15 protein-coding genes and 1 pseudogene are annotated in these 18,914 nt (G+C 62.2%); 11 read left to right on the forward strand and 5 right to left on the reverse strand.

The window, feature by feature from the left end:
- Window positions 1–134: 134 nt before the first annotated feature.
- Window positions 135–335 carry a hypothetical protein gene (locus tag QF039_RS02375; RefSeq protein ID WP_003219834.1) on the reverse strand — a complete coding sequence of 67 codons (201 nt, stop codon included), beginning with the start codon at window positions 333–335 and terminating at the stop codon, window positions 135–137.
- Window positions 336–1,002: 667 nt separating this feature from the next.
- On the opposite strand from QF039_RS02375, the gene pcaR reads away from it, so the two are divergent.
- From pcaR to pcaC, 11 genes and pseudogenes are all read left to right on the forward strand, one after another.
- Complete coding sequence (gene pcaR, locus QF039_RS02380) at window positions 1,003–1,845, forward strand: pca regulon transcriptional regulator PcaR (RefSeq protein ID WP_003219833.1); 843 nt, start codon at window positions 1,003–1,005, stop codon at window positions 1,843–1,845.
- A 148-nt stretch (window positions 1,846–1,993) separates the two neighbouring features.
- A complete protein-coding gene (locus QF039_RS02385; protein WP_003219832.1) occupies window positions 1,994–3,340 on the forward strand; it encodes an MFS transporter in 1,347 nt (448 codons plus the stop codon).
- A gap of 147 nt (window positions 3,341–3,487) precedes the next feature.
- Window positions 3,488–4,345 (forward strand): CoA transferase subunit A, encoded by an 858-nt coding sequence (locus QF039_RS02390; RefSeq protein ID WP_003219830.1) that lies wholly within the window; start codon window positions 3,488–3,490, stop codon window positions 4,343–4,345.
- Window positions 4,342–5,125: pseudogene (locus QF039_RS02395) on the forward strand (CoA-transferase subunit beta). The gene QF039_RS02390 and the pseudogene QF039_RS02395 overlap by 4 nt, the downstream one beginning before the upstream one ends.
- The gene (pcaF, locus tag QF039_RS02400; RefSeq protein WP_307522886.1) at window positions 5,122–6,327 is read left to right on the forward strand and encodes a 3-oxoadipyl-CoA thiolase; all 1,206 of its coding nucleotides are present in this window, start codon (window positions 5,122–5,124) and stop codon (window positions 6,325–6,327) included. The pseudogene QF039_RS02395 and the gene pcaF overlap by 4 nt, the downstream one beginning before the upstream one ends.
- A 28-nt stretch (window positions 6,328–6,355) precedes the next feature.
- Complete coding sequence (gene pcaH / locus QF039_RS02405; protein WP_003219824.1) at window positions 6,356–7,060, forward strand: protocatechuate 3,4-dioxygenase subunit beta; 705 nt, start codon at window positions 6,356–6,358, stop codon at window positions 7,058–7,060.
- Between the two features lies 1 nt (window position 7,061).
- A complete protein-coding gene (gene pcaG, locus QF039_RS02410) occupies window positions 7,062–7,628 on the forward strand; it encodes a protocatechuate 3,4-dioxygenase subunit alpha (RefSeq protein WP_178965873.1) in 567 nt (188 codons plus the stop codon).
- 180 nt (window positions 7,629–7,808) lie between these two features.
- Entirely contained in the window at window positions 7,809–9,104 is a 1,296-nt protein-coding gene (locus tag QF039_RS02415) for an MFS family transporter (RefSeq protein ID WP_003219818.1), read from the forward strand.
- A 49-nt stretch (window positions 9,105–9,153) separates the two neighbouring features.
- Entirely contained in the window at window positions 9,154–10,518 is a 1,365-nt protein-coding gene (locus QF039_RS02420) for a 3-carboxy-cis,cis-muconate cycloisomerase (RefSeq protein ID WP_008431146.1), read from the forward strand.
- Window positions 10,519–10,528: 10 nt separating this feature from the next.
- Window positions 10,529–11,320: a 3-oxoadipate enol-lactonase gene (pcaD, locus tag QF039_RS02425; protein WP_003219815.1), complete on the forward strand. Its 792-nt coding sequence runs from the start codon at window positions 10,529–10,531 to the stop codon at window positions 11,318–11,320.
- A gap of 185 nt (window positions 11,321–11,505) precedes the next feature.
- Window positions 11,506–11,901 carry a 4-carboxymuconolactone decarboxylase gene (pcaC, locus tag QF039_RS02430; RefSeq protein WP_307516734.1) on the forward strand — a complete coding sequence of 132 codons (396 nt, stop codon included), beginning with the start codon at window positions 11,506–11,508 and terminating at the stop codon, window positions 11,899–11,901.
- Here the strand turns inward: pcaC and QF039_RS02435 are convergent.
- The 4 genes from QF039_RS02435 to QF039_RS02450 form a co-directional block, all read right to left on the reverse strand.
- Window positions 11,898–12,797 (reverse strand): polysaccharide deacetylase family protein, encoded by a 900-nt coding sequence (locus tag QF039_RS02435; protein ID WP_032898704.1) that lies wholly within the window; start codon window positions 12,795–12,797, stop codon window positions 11,898–11,900. The genes pcaC and QF039_RS02435 overlap by 4 nt on opposite strands.
- A 78-nt stretch (window positions 12,798–12,875) precedes the next feature.
- Complete coding sequence (locus QF039_RS02440; RefSeq protein WP_177036909.1) at window positions 12,876–14,126, reverse strand: OprD family porin; 1,251 nt, start codon at window positions 14,124–14,126, stop codon at window positions 12,876–12,878.
- Window positions 14,127–14,298: 172 nt separating this feature from the next.
- Window positions 14,299–15,756, reverse strand: a complete 1,458-nt coding sequence (adeC, locus tag QF039_RS02445) for an AdeC/AdeK/OprM family multidrug efflux complex outer membrane factor (protein ID WP_003219806.1) — start codon at window positions 15,754–15,756, stop codon at window positions 14,299–14,301.
- On the reverse strand, window positions 15,753–18,914 hold the full coding sequence (locus tag QF039_RS02450; protein ID WP_003219803.1) for an efflux RND transporter permease subunit: 3,162 nt from the start codon (window positions 18,912–18,914) through the stop codon (window positions 15,753–15,755). The genes adeC and QF039_RS02450 overlap by 4 nt, the downstream gene beginning before the upstream one ends.

The raw sequence follows: 18,914 nt of genomic DNA on the forward strand, positions 1-18,914 counted from the left end.
TCGCGGGATAAAGCGCCGGAAGGGAATAACTGAAACAATCGTATGAAATTTCGCTAAGGCCACATAACGGGCTTCCCTCCACCAGCGTGGTACTGGCAGAGAGATGGCACCTTTGGAAGCTCAACCCGAAACGCTTATGGCTCTTCGGCTTTGAGGTCCTGTTCAATCTTTTGGATTTCTTGGGCAAAGGCCTGGTCGAGCAGGCTGGCTCGTTTGCGCCATGGCTTGCGTTCAGGTTCTGGCTGGGCGGCGTAGGTGGTGACTTCCCCGCCGTAAACATCCTTGTAACGTTGTTCCTGGCGCTCAAGTTCCGCGCGCAGTTCGTCTTTCGTCACATTGTTACCTAATTGAGTTGAGTTTGATTCCGGCGAAACGCGATGCCGGGAAGTCGCCCCCGGTATACCGTCAATCTGAAGATCAGCGTGGAAAGGTATACAGGAAAAACCACTTCTTTATTGCACGCGGCCACGATACCGGAGAAGAGCAGTTGTCGTAGCAACAGTTTTCTTGTCACAGCCACAAGCAGTTGGCAGGCATTCGAAATGTGTGTCAGGTACTTGCGGCGGAGCCTGCACGCAGCCGGTGCACGACTGGGTGAAATCTATCCTCGGGGTCAGGCGAGGCTGGCTCCTGCACAGGATGCATTATAGCCACGCGCTTGAATAACACTATCGCCAACAAGTTAAAAATCGTCAACTTTGTGTGAGGGTTTTGTTACGCAGGTGTGTGGGGTATTTGCTGAACTATTGGCGCCATAAATCGTGCAATGTTCTACAGGCGTTAATCAACCTTAACTTCTCTCGTACATCAGTCGATTCTGAAAGGCACTCAAATGGATGTAGAGGGGTTCCGGCACCGGTCGGCGGTGACAAATTGCGATAATCGAATGACCGTCCGATAATCGCCCAATGTTGGTTGCCCTGCCTTGTGCAGCCATTGCACGGCGGCTTGTAATAGCGGTCACCCTCCCGCAGCGGTTAAAAATAAGAGAAAGGACCCCAAATGAACGATCAATTGCGCAACTCCTTCGCATCAGTGGCGCCGCCGATCGTTGCGTCACCGGCCAAGCGCATCCAGGCGTTTACCGGTGATCCGGATTTCATGACCTCCCTGGCCCGCGGCCTGGCCGTGGTGCAGGCATTCCAGGAGCGCAAGCGCCACCTGACCATCGCCCAGATCAGCCACCGCACGGAAATCCCCCGCGCTGCCGTACGCCGTTGCCTGCATACCCTGATCAAACTCGGCTACGCCACCACCGACGGGCGTACCTATTCGCTGCTGCCCAAGGTGCTGACCCTCGGCCACGCTTACCTGTCGTCCACGCCCCTGGCCGTTTCGGCGCAGCCGTACCTGGACCGCATGAGCGAGCAGCTCCACGAGGCGTGCAACATGGCGACCCTGGAAGGTGATGACATCCTCTACATTGCCCGCTCCGCCACCACCCAACGCCTGATTTCCGTCGACCTTTCCGTGGGCGGCCGTCTCCCGGCCTACTGCACCTCCATGGGCCGTATCCTGCTGGCGGCGCTGGATGACGCCTCGCTGCAGGACTACCTCGACCACGCCGACCTGCAAACCAAGACCAGCCGCACCCTCACCACCCCGCAAGCCTTGCTTGAATGCCTGCAGGAAGTGCGGCAGCAGGGCTGGTGCATTGTCGACCAGGAACTGGAGCAAGGGCTGCGTTCCATCGCCGTGCCGGTGTACGACGCTTCGGGCCAGGTCCTGGCGGCACTGAACGTCAGCACCCATGCCGGCCGGGTCAGCCGCAGCGAGCTGGAGCAGCGTTTCCTGCCGAGCATGCTCAGTGCCAGCCAGGAGCTGAGCGCGCAGCTGTTTGCGTAAGCTGTTCGGTGACCGCACAGATCCCGGCTGGATGAATTGACGGTGTTTCCCAAGGCTTATTAATGTGCGGCAGCGCTTCAAGGCGCCGCCCCAATAATAATGACGACTCAAGGTCGTTCGCCCGCCCATCGGTGTGGAAATAAAAATAATGAATCAGCCTTCACCTGCTGTCGGTACTTGTTTGGACGTTCAGTCCTTCATCAACGCCCAGCCGCTGTCGCGGTATCAGTGGCGAGTGGTGATCCTGTGTTTTCTCATCGTCTTCCTCGACGGCCTCGACACTGCCGCCATGGGCTTCATCGCCCCGGCGCTGTCCCAGGACTGGGGTATCGACCGCGCCAGCCTCGGCCCGGTAATGAGCGCCGCGTTGATCGGCATGGTCTTCGGCGCCCTGGGCTCCGGCCCACTCGCCGACCGCTTCGGGCGCAAGGTGGTGCTGGTGGGGGCGGTGCTGGTGTTTGGGGCCTTCAGCCTGGCCTCGGCCTACAGCAGCAACGTCGATCAACTGCTGATCCTGCGCTTCCTCACCGGTCTTGGCCTGGGCGCCGGCATGCCGAACGCCACGACACTGCTCTCCGAATACACCCCGGAACGCCATAAGTCGCTGCTGGTGACCAGCATGTTCTGCGGCTTCAACCTGGGCATGGCCGGTGGCGGATTTATCTCGGCCAAGCTGATCCCGGCGTATGGCTGGCACAGCCTGCTGATGATCGGCGGCCTGTTGCCGCTGATCCTCGCGGTGGTGCTGCTGTTCTGGCTGCCGGAGTCGGCGCGTTACCTGGTGGTGCGCAATCGCGGCACCGACAAAGTGCGCAAGACCCTGGCGCCTATCGAGCCGGGCATCGTCGCCCAGGCCTCGAGCTTCAGCGTGCCCGAACAGAAAACCGTCAAGGCGCGCAACGTGTTCGCGGTGATCTTCTCCGGCACCTACAGCGCCGGCACCTTGCTGTTGTGGCTGACGTATTTCATGGGCCTGGTGATTGTTTACCTGCTGACCAGTTGGCTGCCGACCCTGATGCGCGACAGCGGCGCCAGCATGGAACAGGCCGCGTTTATCGGTGCGTTGTTCCAGTTTGGTGGCGTATTGAGTGCGGTCGGCGTGGGCTGGGCGATGGACCGGTTCAATCCCCACAAGGTCATCGGTACCTTCTACCTGCTGGCCGGGGTGTTTGCCTACGCGGTGGGGCAGAGCCTGGGCAATATCACGCTGCTGGCGACTCTGGTGTTGATTGCCGGCATGTGTGTCAACGGTGCGCAGTCGGCGATGCCGTCGCTGGCCGCACGTTTCTACCCGACCCAGGGCCGCGCCACGGGCGTGTCGTGGATGCTCGGCATCGGCCGCTTCGGCGCGATCCTCGGGGCGTGGATGGGCGCGACCTTGCTGGGCCTGGGCTGGAACTTCGAACAGGTGCTGACCGCCCTGGTGATCCCGGCGGCATTGGCCACCACCGCGGTGGTGATCAAGGGCATGGTCAGCCATGCCGACGCTACCTGAAACGGACCGATAGCAAGACAACAATCTGTTCGATAATCGAACACTCAGTCGATTATCGGATTGTTTGGCCCCGACCCCCGGCTTAATCTTCAAGCACTTCGGCGCTGCCTCCAGCGCCTTTTTCGATCGATACCGGGAGCCCACCCCATGGCTGAAATCCTTTCGCTGGCTGATGCGGTAAAGCAGTTCGTGAATGACGGCGACACCGTTGCACTCGAAGGCTTTACTCACCTGATCCCTACGGCGGCAGGTCATGAAATCATTCGTCAGGGCAAGAAAGATCTGACGCTGGTGCGCATGACGCCTGACCTGATCTACGACCAGTTGATCGGCGCCGGCTGTGCACGCAAGCTGATTTTCTCCTGGGGCGGCAACCCGGGTGTGGGTTCCCTGCATCGCCTGCGGGACGCCGTTGAAAAGCAATGGCCGCAACCGCTGGAGATCGAAGAGCACAGCCACGCCGACCTGGCCAATGCCTACGTCGCCGGTGCCTCCGGCCTGCCATTCGCGGTGCTGCGGGCCTACGCCGGTTCCGACCTGCCCAAGGTCAACCCGTTGATCAAGACCGTGACCTGCCCCTTCACCGGCGAAGTGCTGGCGGCCGTGCCGTCGGTGCGCCCGGACATCACCGTGATCCACGCGCAAAAGGCTGACCGCAAGGGCAACGTGCTGCTGTGGGGCATCCTCGGGGTGCAGAAGGAAGCGGCCCTGGCGGCCAAGCGCTGCATCGTTACCGTTGAAGAAATCGTCGACGACCTCAACGCGCCGATGAACGCCTGCGTGCTGCCGACCTGGGCCCTGACTGCCGTGTGCCATGTGCCGGGTGGCGCGCATCCGTCCTACGCCCACGGTTACACCGAGCGTGACAACCGTTTCTACCAGGCCTGGGACCCCATCGCCCGGGACCGTGAGACGTTTACTGCGTGGATCAACGAATACATCCACGGCACCGCCAATTTCAGTGAATTCCAGGCCAAGCTGGCCACCGCGCAGGAGGCCAAATAATGGCTTACTCGACCAACGAAATGATGACCGTCGCCGCCGCGCGCCGCCTGAAGAACGGTTCGGTGTGCTTCGTCGGCATCGGCCTTCCCTCCAAGGCTGCCAACCTGGCGCGCCTGACGTCGTCGCCGGATGTGGTGCTGATCTACGAGTCCGGCCCGATTGGCGCCAACGCCTTCGGTGCTGCCGCTGTCCATCGGTGACGGCGAGCTGGCTGAAACCGCTGACACCGTGGTGCCGACCGGTGAGATTTTTCGCTACTGGCTGCAGGGCGGGCGCATTGACGTCGGCTTCCTCGGCGCGGCCCAGGTCGACCGTTTCGGCAATATCAACACCACCGTGGTCGGTGACTACCACCAGCCCAAAGTGCGCCTGCCAGGTGCCGGTGGCGCGCCGGAGATCGCCGGCTCCGCGAAGAGCGTGCTGATCATCCTCAAGCAGTCGGCCCGCTCGTTTGTCGACAAGCTGGACTTCATCACTTCGGTCGGCCACGGCGAAGGCGGTGACTCGCGCAAACGCCTGGGTCTGCCAGGCGCCGGTCCTGTAGGGATTATTACCGACCTGTGCATCATGGAGCCGGAGGAGGGCAGCCACGAATTTGTCGTCACCGCCCTGCACCCCGGCGTGACCCGTGAGCAAGTAGTGGCCGCCACCGGTTGGGCGATTCGTTTTGCCGACCAGGTGACCACCAGCGCCGAACCCACCGAGATTGAACTGACTGCCCTGCGCGACCTTGAGGCACGCACCGCTGCCGCCCACGGCCAAGCCCCCGGAGAAGCCTGATGCGCGACGTATTTATCTGTGACGCCATTCGTACCCCCATCGGCCGTTTTGGCGGTGGCTTGTCCACCGTGCGCGCCGATGACCTGGCGGCACTGCCGATCAAGGCGCTGATGGAGCGCAACCCGTCGGTGGAGTGGAGCGCTGTGGACGAAGTGTTCCTCGGCTGCGCCAACCAGGCCGGCGAAGACAACCGCAACGTGGCGCGCATGGCGGCATTGCTGGCCGGCCTGCCGGAGAGCATCCCCGGCGTCACCCTGAACCGCCTGTGCGCTTCGGGCATGGACGCGATCGGCACGGCCTTCCGCGCCATCGCCAGCGGCGAGATGGAACTGGCGATTGCCGGTGGCGTCGAGTCGATGTCCCGCGCGCCGTTCGTGATGGGCAAGGCCGATGCGGCGTTCTCGCGCAACATGAAGCTGGAAGACACCACCATCGGCTGGCGCTTTATCAATCCGTTGATGAAGGCCCAGTACGGCGTCGACCCGATGCCGCAAACCGCTGACAACGTGGCCGACGACTATAAAGTCTCCCGCGCCGACCAGGACGCCTTCGCCCTGCGCAGCCAACAACGTACGGCCGCTGCACAGGCCGCCGGTTTCTTCGCCGAAGAAATCGTACCGGTGCGCGTCGCCCACAAAAAAGGCGAAACCGTGGTCGAGCACGACGAGCATCCACGGGCCGATACCACCCTGGAAGCCCTGGCCAAACTCAAGCCGGTCAATGGTTCGGAAAAGACCGTCACCGCAGGCAACGCCTCTGGTGTGAACGATGGTGCCGCTGCGCTGATTCTGGCCTCTGCTGAAGCCGTCAAAAAACACGGCCTGACCGCCCGCGCCCGGGTGCTGGGCATGGCCAGCGCCGGTGTGGCGCCGCGTGTGATGGGCATCGGCCCGGTGCCGGCGGTGCGCAAACTGGTGGAACGCCTGGGCCTGGCGGTAACTGATTTCGATGTGATCGAACTCAACGAAGCCTTCGCCAGCCAGGGCCTGGCCGTGCTGCGCGAACTGGGGATTGCCGACGACGCACCGCAGGTCAACCCGAACGGCGGCGCGATTGCCCTTGGCCATCCGCTGGGCATGAGCGGTGCGCGCCTGGTACTGACCGCGCTGCATCAGCTGGAAAAAACCGGTGGCAGCAAAGGCCTGGCGACCATGTGCGTCGGTGTGGGCCAAGGCCTGGCCCTGGCGATCGAACGCGTTTGAGACCCACAAGAATAAAGAGGATTGCTCCATGAGTGACAAGCCCGGATACCGGCGCCCGCAAGCGGGTACTCAGCCTGACTACCTGCACCCGGCCTACCAGTCGACGAACCTGCGTTCGCCGTCCAAGCCGTTGGTGTTCCTGCCCCATTCCCTTTCGGAAATCACCGGCCCGACCATCGGCGCCGAGCGCGTCAACGAGAAGGACAACGACCTGACCGCCCAGCACGAAGGCGAGCCCCAGGGCGAACGCATCATCATTCACGGGCGCGTGCTGGATGAAAACGGCCTGCCCGTTCCCGGCATCCTCGTGGAAATCTGGCAGGCCAACGCTGCCGGCCGCTACAACCACAAGCGCGACCAGCACGACGCACCGCTGGACCCGAACTTCACCGGCACCGGGCGTACCGTCACCGACGCCGACGGCTGGTACCAGTTCCAGACCATCAAGCCCGGCGCCTACCCGTGGGGCAACCACCACAACGCGTGGCGCCCGGCGCACATCCACTTCTCGCTGTTCGGCCCGAGTGTGCTGACGCGGTTGGTGACGCAGATGTATTTCCCCGGTGACCCGCTGCTGGCCTATGACCCGATCTACAACTGCGTCCCGGACACGTCCGCCAAGGAGCGCCTGATCGCCTCGTTCGATCTGGAAAAAACCATTCCGCACTATGCCCTCGGCTACCGCTGGGACATCGTCCTGCGCGGCCGCGACGCCACGCCGATGGAGAAATGAGATGAGCCTCAACGCGACTACTTCCCACACCGTCGGGCCGTATTACCACATTGGCCTGACCTGGCTGAACCGCGAAGACCTGACCGTTGCGGCCACCCTCGGCGAGCGCGTGGCGATCACCGGGCAGGTGGTGGATGGCAATGGCGATGTGGTCAACGACGCCATGCTGGAAGTCTGGCAGGCCAATGCGGCCGGCAAGTACGACCATCCCGAGGATGAGCAGGACAAACCGGTGGACCCGAACTTCGAAGGCTTCGGCCGGGTGCCGGTGGACGCTGAAGGGCGTTTTCGCTTTACCACCATCAAGCCGGGCAGTGTGCCGGGGTTGAAGGGCACGACCCAGGCGCCGCACCTGGTGGTGCTGGTGTTTGCCCGTGGGCTGGTGAAGCACCTGCTGACGCGGATTTACTTTGACGGTGAAGCGGCGAATGGGGATGACGCGCTGCTGGCGTATGTGCCGCAGGAGCGCCGCCGCACGTTGATCGCCAAGGCGGATGCTGCGGGTGTGTATCAGTGGAATGTGATTTTGCAGGGCACAGACGAAGAGACGGTGTTCTTCGATTATTGAGTGGGCTGCGGATCTATCGCAGGCAAGCCAGCTCCCACAGGGGAATGCATTCCAAATGTGGGAGCCGGGCTTGCCCGCGATGAGGCCGGCCCAGGCAACAAATATCCAAAAGTCTGCTTGCGGAACATGGTTGTTGCAAAGTATGTCTAGGCTATAACCGTTCCCACTGAGTGAAAAAACATGACAACAAAAACCAGCCACTACACCGGAGAAGAACGCAGCAAAAGGATTTTTGCGATTGTCGGTGCCTCTTCCGGCAACCTCGTCGAATGGTTCGACTTCTACGTCTATGCCTTCTGCGCCATCTATTTCGCCCCGGCGTTTTTCCCGTCGGACGACCCCACCGTGCAACTGCTGAACACCGCCGGCGTGTTCGCCGCCGGCTTCCTGATGCGCCCCATCGGCGGCTGGCTGTTCGGCCGGGTGGCGGATAAACACGGTCGCAAGAATTCCATGATGATCTCGGTGCTGATGATGTGCGCCGGTTCCCTGGTCATCGCCTTTTTGCCCACCTACAAAGACATCGGCGCCTGGGCCCCGGCCCTGCTGTTGGTTGCCCGGTTGTTCCAGGGCCTGTCGGTAGGCGGCGAATACGGCACCACTGCCACCTACATGAGTGAAGTCGCCCTCAAGGGCCAGCGCGGGTTCTTCGCCTCGTTCCAGTACGTGACCCTGATCGGCGGGCAACTGCTGGCGGTGTTGGTGGTGGTGATCCTGCAACAGATCCTCACCGAAGAAGAACTGCGGGCCTGGGGCTGGCGCATTCCGTTCGTGATCGGCGCCATTGCGGCGGTGATCTCGCTGTTGCTGCGTCGCACCCTGAAAGAAACCACCAGCAAGGAAATGCGTGAAGACAAGGACGCCGGCAGCATTGCCGCGCTGTTCCGCGATCACAAGGCGGCGTTTATCACCGTGCTCGGCTACACCGCCGGCGGCTCGCTGATTTTCTACACGTTCACCACCTATATGCAGAAGTACCTGGTGAACACCGCCGGGATGCACGCCAAGACCGCCAGCTACATCATGACCGGCGCGCTGTTCTTCTACATGTGCATGCAGCCGGTGTTCGGCATGCTGGCGGACAAGATTGGCCGCCGTAACTCGATGCTGTGGTTCGGCGCCCTGGGCACGCTGTGCACTGTACCCATCCTGTTGACCCTGAAAACCGTCAGCAGCCCGTTCCTGGCTTTTGTGCTGATCACCCTGGCCCTGGCCATCGTGAGCTTCTACACCTCCATCAGCGGCCTGGTGAAAGCCGAAATGTTCCCGCCACAAGTACGCGCACTGGGCGTGGGCCTGGCGTATGCGGTGGCGAACGCGATCTTCGGCGGTTCGGCGGAATATGTGGCCTTGGGGCTCAAGTCCATGGGCATGGAGAACACCTTCTACTGGTACGTCACGGCGATGATGGCGGTGGCGTTCCTGTTCAGCTTGCGCCTGCCCAAAGAGGCGGCGTATTTGCACCACGATCTGTAACCGGCTGGCGCATGCCCGTTGCCGGGTATGCGCCACCTAGGGATGTGTTATGACGATGCGCACGAGCAACCAACTGTTCGACGCCTACTTCACCGCCAACGGCATGGCTGAAGTGTTCTGCGACCAGGGGCGTTTGCAGGGCATGCTGGATTTCGAAGCGGCGCTGGCCCGGGCCGAGGCTCAGGTCGGGTTGATCCCGCAAGCGGCCGTCGCGCCCATTGCCCAGGCCTGCCTGGCTTCTCTCTACGACGTAGATGCCCTCGGCGACGCCATCGCCACCGCAGGCAACTCTGCGATTCCGTTGGTCAAGGCCCTCGGCAAGTTGATCGCCAGCGAAGATGCCGGCGCCGAACGTTATGTGCATCTGGGCGCTACCAGCCAGGATGTGATGGACACCGGCCTGGTGCTGCAACTGCGCAGTGCGGTCGAGCTGATCGAACATGATCTGGCGCGGTTGGGGGACATTCTTGCCGCCCAGGCCCAGCGTTACGGAACAACTCCTTTGGCGGGCCGGACCTGGCTGCAGCATGCAACGCCGGTCACGCTGGGCATGAAGATCGCCGGTTGGCTCGGCGCAGTCACCCGCAACCGGCAGCGCCTCAGTGAGCTCAAGCCGCGTTTGCTGGTGCTGCAATTTGGCGGTGCTTCCGGCACCCTGGCGGCCCTCGGTGAACAGGCGATGCCGGTGGCGCAAGCACTGGCCGCCGAGTTGCAGTTGGGCCTGCCGGAGCAACCCTGGCACACCCAGCGCGACCGCCTGGTGGAGTTTGCCTCGGTACTCGGTTTGATCGCCGGCAGCCTCGGCAAGCTGGGTCGCGACATCAGCCTGCTGATGCAGACCGAAGCGGCGGAAGTGTTTGAGCCGTCGGCCCCCGGCAAGGGCGGCTCTTCGACCATGCCCCACAAGCGCAACCCGGTGGGCGCTGCCGTGCTGATCAGCGCTGCAACGCGAGTGCCCGGCCTGGTGGCAACGATGTTCAGCGCGATGCCCCAGGAACACGAACGCAGCCTGGGCCTGTGGCACGCCGAATGGGAAACCCTGCCGGAGATTTGCCGGCTGGTATCCGGTGCATTGCACCAGGCGCTGCTGGTCAGCGAAGGCCTGGAAGTCGATCCCCGGCGCATGGTCCAAAACCTTGATCTGACCCAGGGCCTGGTACTGGCCGAAGCGGTCAGCATCGTCCTCGCCCAGCGCCTGGGCCGCGAAACCGCGCACCATCTGCTGGAACAATGCTGCAAACGCGCCGTCGCCGACGGGCGCCACCTGCGGGCGGTGCTGGGGGATGAACCGCAAGTGACTGCCGAGCTTTCGGCGGCCGAACTCGATCGCCTGCTGGACCCGGCGCACTACCTGGGCCAGGCGCACACCTGGGTCACCCGGGCCGTGGCCGAACATTTTGCTTTGACTGCCTGAGGAGGCTGCTGTGGGATTTGTACAACTCGCCGATGGCGAACTGAACTACCAACTCGATGGCCCCGAAGATGCACCGGTACTGGTGCTGTCCAACTCCCTGGGCACCGACCTGCATATGTGGGACATCCAGATCGAGGCGTTCACCCAGTACTTCCGGGTGCTGCGTTTCGACACCCGGGGCCATGGCAAGTCGCTGGTCACCGAAGGCCCCTACAGCATCGAGCAATTGGGCCGTGACGTGTTGGCACTGCTGGATGCGTTGCAGATCGAGCGCGCGCATTTCTGCGGGTTGTCCATGGGCGGCCTGATCGGCCAGTGGCTGGGGATCAACGCGGGTGAGCGTTTGCGCCGGCTGGTGGTGTGCAACACCGCCGCGAAGATCGGCACGCCGGAGATCTGGAACCCGCGGATCGAGATGGTCCTGCGCGACGGTGCGGCCGCGATGGTTGCCCTGCGTGATGCGTCAATTGCCCGCTGGTTCACCGCCGACTTCGCCGAGGCTCATCCTGACCAGGCCAAGCTGATCACCGATATGCTGGCGGCGACTGATCCCCAGGGTTATGCCGCAAACTGCGCGGCCGTGCGCGACGCGGATTTCCGCGAGCAACTGGCGTCGATCAAGGTGCCGACCCTGGTGATCGCAGGCAGCGAAGATGCGGTGACGCCGCCGGCGGGTGGGCACTTTATCCAGGCGCATGTGCAGGGCGCCGAGTATGCCGAGTTCTATGCCGCGCACTTGTCCAACGTGCAAGCCGGTGCGGCGTTCAGCGACCGTGTGCTGGAATTTCTGCTATCGCGCTGAGTATCGCTGAACCCTGTGGCGAGGGAGCTTGCTCCCGTTGGGCTGCGTAGCAGCCCCTGAGCAGCCGCAACCCAACTATTTGTAAAACCCTGCAGCGGCCTCACTGGGGTCGCTGCGCGACCCAACGGGAGCAAGCTCCCTCGCCACAGGTATGTGCCTGTCGTCACCGTTGCATGAGGAGCGTTTTGTGGACGAGGAAACAACGTTATGCCGAAGGCCTGCAAGTGCGCCGCGAAGTGCTGGGCGACGCCCACGTCGACCGCAGCCTCAACGCCCTGACCGAGTTCAACAGCGAGTTCCAGGAAATGATCACCCGCCACGCCTGGGGTGATATCTGGACCCGCCCGGGGCTGCCGCGGCATACCCGCAGCCTGATCACCATCGCCATGCTCATCGGCATGAACCGCAGCGAAGAGCTGAAGCTGCACCTGCGCGCCGCCGCGAGCAACGGTGTGACCCGCGCCGAGATCAAGGAAGTGCTGATGCAGAGCGCGATCTATTGCGGGATCCCGGCGGCCAATGCGACGTTTCACTTGGCCGAGTCGGTGTGGGATGAGTTGGGGGTAGAGTCGCGCGCCTAGTGCGAGTCAGCGTCCCACACCCAATTCCACACACCTGGCAGGTGCACGACTTCGTCGGCGCTTTTTACCGTGCGGGCCATGGCGGCTCGCTGCAAGGTTGCCCGGTCGGTGTAGAAAGGCTGTGTGGCGAGGGGCACGCCATTGATATGGGCGCTGTCCAGCAGGATTTGCAGGTATTCCTTCAAGTGCCAGGCGGTGTAGCGGTTGATATCGTGGAAGGTCACCACCACCGGGATCACGCCGTCCACCGTCGGTAATTCGCCTTTGGCGATGCGCTCGCGTACCACAGAGAGTTGGCGTATCAGGTTTTCCCGTCGACGCGGGCTGCCGTTGAACACCCAGATCACCCCATCGTTTGCACTCAGGTCGGTCAGCAACACATGCATGCCGTGTTGCTGATAGGCGGCGAAGGTGCGCTTGTCGTAGTTCCAGAACGGCGGGCGTACCAGTGTGGGCGGTTGGCCGGTGATGGCGGTGAGGGTCGACGAACCCAGGCTGAGGTAGTGCTCCAGTTCAGCCGGATTCTGCAAGCGATGGTTGCTGTGCCACGGGGTCGCGGTGTGGAAGCCCAGGATATGGCCGGCCGCGTATTCGCGCTCCATGGTCTTGTAGCCCCGCGGGTTGCCGCCGGAGCGGGGCGCCTCGGTCTGCAGGAAGAACACCGCCTTGATCCCCGGCTGTATCGGGTTGTTCGCCAGGTCCGCCATCACCGAACGGCTGGGGTTCATGAAGCCCGAGGCGCTGGGGCCGTCATCGAAGGTCAGCAAAAAACGGATCGGCGCCTCGGTTTTCAGGCGTTGTTCGGTTTGCGGTGTCAGCGCCAGAGGCGGGCCGATGCAACCGCTGAGGCTCAGGGCCAGGGCTAGTGCGGCCGATACGGTGGCGAAGTGTTTCATGGCGGACTCGAATGACATTGGCTGCTGGGGCGGGTCATCCATGACACGCGCGCACCATACAACAAGACTGTCGAGGCTTTACAGCAGGCTTATCGGGTAACTGACGATCAACCGGTTTTCATCAAACTCGTTGTTGTTGTAGTCCCGGCGCATGCTGGAGTTACGCCAGCGCACATTGAGATTCTTCAGCGCTCCGCTCTGCACCACGTAGGCCACTTCACTTTCCCGTCCCCATTCCTTGCCATCGGTCACCGTGCCGCTGTGTACGTTGCTGCCGCTGATGTAGCGGTTCATCAGCGTGAGGCCCGGAATACCCAGGGCGGCGAAGTTATAGTCATGGCGTACCTGCCAGGATTTTTCCTGGGCGTTGTCGTAGCTGGCGTTGTAGCTGTCGTTGGCCAGGGTGCCGCCGCTGGTGCCGTTGACGCGCATCCAGGCGCTGTTGCCGGTGAGTTTTTGCAGGCCGACATAGAACGTGTTGCCGCCGTATCGGGCCGAAAACAGTCCGGACCAGGTCTTGTTGTCGAGGTCACCGGCGCGGGCGCTGCCGTCGTCCTTGCCATAGAAGAACCCGAGGTTGGCGCCCAGGGTCCAGTCGCCCACCGGTTGGCTGTGGATCAGGTTGAGGTATTGCTGGCTGTAGATGTCCTTGAGTTGGGCGTTCCACACACCGATCTGGGTGCGTTTGTCGTTGAAGGCATATTCGCCGCCCTGGAAGTTGAAGCGGTCGGAGGTGAACGCGGTTTTCCCGAACATGGACATGTCGGTCATGCTGCTGTCGTCCCGTGGGCTGTTGGCGCGGAACTGGCCGCCGTACAGGGTCAGGCCGTCGATTTCCTTGGAGGTGATTTGCCCGCCGCGCAGGGTTTGCGGGAGCGAGCGGCCATCGTCCGAACGCAGGATCGGCAGCACCGGCATCCATTCGCCGACTTTCACTTCTGTCTTTGAAACCCGTGCCTTGAACGCCACGCCCAGACGCCCGAATTCATCCGCCGGACGGCCATCGTGGTCCAGCGGCAACAGCTGGGTGCCACCCGTGCCGCGCCCGCCATCGAGCTTCAATGAGTACAGGCCCAGTACATCCACGCCGAAACCGACGGTGCCCTGGGTGAAGCCGGATTTGGCGTCGAGGATGAAACTTTGCGTCCACTCCTGTGCGCCGCCCTGGGTCTTGGTGGGATTGGTGTAGTTGCGGTTGAAGAAGAAATTACGCAGGTTGAGATTGGCGCTGGCGTCTTCCAGGAAGCCGTGTTCTTCAGCGACAACAGGGAGGGCAATGCTGGCGACAGCGGTTGCCAGCAAAAGCCGGCGCGGGTTGAAAGTGCTCATGGTGTCAGACCTGTTGTTATTGGGGTTATGCAGGTGGCGGCCATGGTGCGGGGCGGTGCGGGGGCGATGAAAGTGGGGGAGAGCGGGTTGTGGGCGATGATCGAACGCAAAGTCATGGGCGTAAAAAAACCGCTTCCTGGGCGGGAAGCGGTTTTTGTTTACTGCGCCACTATCAGAACAACTTCAAGGGCGGTGCTTCTTCTTTCAACGGTTCGTTCTTCGCGGTCTGTTCGTTCCAGCCACCACCGAGGGCCTTGTACAGGTTGACCTCGCTGTTGAGTTGCGCCAGGCGGTCGGTGATCAGCGATTGCTGGGCACTGAACAGTTGGCGCTGGGCGTCGAGGAACGTCAGGTTGCTGTCGACACCAATACGGTAGCGACGCTCGGCCAGGCGGTAGTAATCCTGGTTGGCCGCGACGAAACCACGTTGGGCGTCCAGTTGCTGCTTGTAGGTCTCACGGGCGGCGAGGCCGTCGGAGACTTCCTGGAAGCCGGTCTGGATGGCTTTCTCGTAGTTGGCGACGTTGATCTCTTTCTGGATTTTCGAGTAATCCAGGCTGGCGCGCAGGCTGCCGGCGTTGAAGATCGGGATGTTGATCTGCGGTGCAAACGACCAGGTACCCGAACCGCCCTTGAACAGGCCGCCCAGGGTCGGGCTCGCGGTGCCGGCGCTGGCGGTCAGGGTGATGCTCGGGAAGAACGCAGCGCGTGCCGCACCGATGTTGGCGTTGGCCGCCTTGAGGTTGTACTCGGCCTGCAGGATGTCGGGACGACGTTGCAGCAGGTCCGATGGCAGGCCGGCCGGTACTTCGCTCAACAGGTCATCAGCCAATGGCCGGCTGACGATGTTCGCTGGCAGGCCGGTACCCAGCAGCAGGGTCAGGTTGTTTTCGTCCTGGGCCACCTGGCGGGTATAACGCGCCAGTGCAACCCGGGCGTTTTCCACCGAGGTACGGGCCTGGCTCAGGTCCAGGGCCGAAGCCACGCCGACTTCATTGCTGCGCGAGGTCAGTTTGAAGCTCTGCTCGTACGCGCCCAGGGTGTCCTGGGTGAGCTTGAGCAGCTCCTTGTCGGCCTGCCAGGTCAGGTAGGCGTTGGCCACGCTGGCCACCAGGCTGATCTGGGTGGTGCGACGCGCTTCTTCGGTCGCGAAGTATTGTTGCAGCGCTTGTTCGCTCAGGCTGCGTACGCGGCCGAACAGGTCCAGCTCATAAGAACTGATCCCGAGGCCCGCCGAGTATTGGCTGGTGATGCCCGCTTCGCCGGTCTGCGACAGCTTGGCCGGGGTGCGCGTACGGCTGCCGCTGCCCGTGGCCGAAACCGCCGGGAACAGGTCGGCGCGCTGGATCTGGTACTGCGCGGCATACGCATCGATGTTCAGGGCCGCGACACGCAGGTCGCGGTTGTTCACCAGGGCGGTCTGGATCAGCTGTTGCAGGGCAGGGTCATGGAAAAACTGCTTCCAGCCCTGCTCGGCAGCCGCCTGGCCCGGCGCCTGGGCCGACGAATACGCCGGCCCCTGCGGGAACTGCGCGGCTACCGGCGCTTCAGGGCGCTGGTAGTCCGGGATCAGCGAGCAGCCACTGAGCACGAATGCCGTGACCGCTAAGGAAAGTAGCGACTTGCTCATTGGCCAGCCTCTTTAGGAGTTTGCTTGGGTTCAGTCTTTTTACGCTCGCCAGCGGAGGACACGGTTGCGAAGAACAGGGGTACCCAGAAGATCGCGAGGACCGTGGCGGTGATCATACCGCCAATTACGCCCGTACCGATGGCGTGCTGGCTACCTGAGCCGGCACCGGTGGAAATTGCCAGGGGCAGTACGCCGAGCATGAACGCCATGGACGTCATGATGATCGGTCGCAGACGCATGCGGGATGCCTCGATGGCCGACTCGACAATGCCTTTGCCCTGCTCGTGGAGCTCCTTGGCGAACTCCACGATCAGGATGGCGTTTTTCGCTGCCAGACCCACCGTCACCAACAGGCCCACCTGGAAGAACACGTCGTTGGACAGTCCCCGCAGGCTGGTGGCGATCAACGCACCGATCACACCCAGCGGTACAACCAGAATCACCGCAATCGGGATCGACCAGCTTTCGTACAGTGCCGCGAGGCAGAGGAACACCACCAGCAGCGACAGGGCGTACAGCGCAGGTGCCTGGGAGCCGGACAGACGTTCTTCGTACGACAGGCCGGTCCAGGAGTAACCAACGCCAGCCGGCAGGTCCTTGGCAATGCGTTCGACTTCCGCCATCGCATCACCGGTACTGTAGCCAGGTGCCGGGGTACCGAGGATTTCCATCGCCGCTACACCGTTATAGCGCGAGAGTTTCGGCGAACCGAAGATCCACTTGCCCGAAGAGATGGCCGACAGCGGCACCATCTTCCCGGACGTGCTGCGCACGTACCATTTGCTCAGGTCTTCCGGAGACATCCGGCTGGCGGCGTCACCCTGTACATACACCTTCTTCACACGACCACGGTCGATGAAGTCGTTGATGTAGCTGCCACCCAAGGCGATTGCCAGGGTCTGCTGGATGTCTGCCAGGCTGATGCCCTGGGCACTGGCCTTCTCGTCGTCAACGGTCAGCTCGTACTGCGGCTCATCGTTCACGCCGTTGGGGCGCACGCCCGCCAGGATCTTGCTTTGTGCCGCGGCACCCAGGAACTGGTTACGCGCATCCATCAGCTTCTGGTGGCCGACGCCGCCCTGGTCTTGCAGGAACACGTCGAAACCGGTGGCGTTACCCAGTTCGAGTACCGAAGGTGGCACCACGGCAAATACCATGGCGTCCTTGAAGGCCCCGAAGAAGTAACCCTGGGCACGCTTGGCAACCTCAAATACCGACTGGCTCGAGTCACGCTCGTCCCACGGCTTGAGCATCACGAACGCGAGGCCCGAGCTCTGGCCACGACCGGCGAAGTTGAAGCCGTTCACGGTAAACACCGATTTGACAGCCTTGCCTTCGCCTGGCTCGCCTTCCTTGTCGTTCAACAGGTAGGCGCGCATATCGTCGATGACTTTCTGCGTACGTTCAGCCGAAGAACCCACCGGCGTTTGTACCTGGGCAAAGATCACGCCCTGGTCTTCCTCTGGGAGGAACGCGCTTGGAATGCGGGTGAACATCCAGATCATGCCGGCAAGGATCAGGGCATAGACCACGAACGCCGGGAACTTGTGCTTGATCATGTTACCGACGCCGCGCTCGTAGCTCAGTACGCCACGGTCGAAGGTACGGTTGAACCAGCCGAAGAAGCCGCGCTTGGGTTGGCCGTGTTTTTCCGGGTCAATCGGCTTGAGCATGGTGGCGCACAAGGCCGGGGTGAAGACCAGGGCAACCAGTACCGACAGCGCCATCGCCGAAACGATAGTGATGGAGAACTGGCGGTAGATCACACCGGTGGAACCACCGAAGAACGCCATTGGCAGCAATACCGCCGACAGCACCAGGGCGATACCCACCAGGGCCCCCTGGATCTGGCCCATGGACTTGACCGTCGCCTCCTTGGGCGACAAGTGCTCCTCGGCCATTACCCGCTCGACGTTCTCCACCACAACGATGGCATCGTCCACCAGCAAGCCGATGGCCAGGATCATGCCGAACATGGTCAGGGTGTTGATGGTGAAGCCGAACGCAGCGAGGATCCCGAAGGTACCCAGCAATACCACCGGTACGGTCATGGTGGTGATGATGGTGGCGCGGAAGTTCTGCAGGAACAGGAACATCACCAGGAACACCAGCACGATCGCTTCGATCAGGGTGTGAACCACACCGGAGATCGATTCGGTCACAACCGGCGTGGTGTCATACGGCACCACAGCCTTCATGCCAGGCGGGAAGAACGGTTCGAGGGACGCAACCGTTTCGCGAATCGCCTTGGCGGTGTCCAGTGCGTTGGCACCGGCTGCCAGCTTGATCGCCATACCGGAAGCCGGCTTGCCGTTGAACTGTGCGCTGATGCTGTAGTTCTGGCCGCCCAGTTCGATACGCGAAACGTCACCCAGGCGAACCTGGGAACCGTCGGTATTGACCTTCATCAGGATATTGCCGAACGCTTCAGTGGTTTGCAGACGCGTCTTGCCGATGATGGTGGCGTTCAACTGAGTGCCGGGCAGGGCAGGCAGGCCGCCGAGTTGGCCGGTGGCCACCTGGACGTTCTGCGCCTGGATGGCGTTGCTGACATCCACTGGCGTCAGCTGGTAGTTGTTCAGCTTGGCCGGGTCGAGCCAGATACGCATGGCGTACTGGGAACCGAACACCTGGAAGTCGCCCACACCGGCGGTCCGGGAAATCGGGTCCTGGATGTTGGAAACGATGTAGTTGGAAAGGTCATCCTTGGTCATGCTGCCGTCTTCCGACACCAGACCGATCACCATCAGGAAGTTCTTCACCGACTTGGTAACGCGGATACCCTGCTGCTGTACTTCTTGTGGCAGCAGCGGGGTCGCCAGGTTGAGCTTGTTCTGTACCTGAACCTGGGCGATGTCCGGGTTGGTACCCTGGTTGAACGTCGCGGTGATGGTCATGCTGCCGTCGGAGTTACTGTCCGAGGCGACATAACGCAGGTTGTCGATACCGTTGAGCTGTTGTTCGATCACCTGCACCACGGTGTCCTGCACGGTTTGTGCAGACGCGCCCGGGTAGGTCACCTGGATATCAATGGCGGTTGGCGCGATGGCCGGGTACTGGTTGATGGGCAACTTCAGGATCGACAGTGCCCCGACCAGCATGATCACCAGGGCAATTACCCAGGCGAAAATGGGACGGTCGATAAAAAATTTCGACAT

Origin of the sequence: Pseudomonas sp. W2I6, assembly GCF_030815935.1 — a bacterium.
GTDB lineage: Bacteria > Pseudomonadota > Gammaproteobacteria > Pseudomonadales > Pseudomonadaceae > Aquipseudomonas.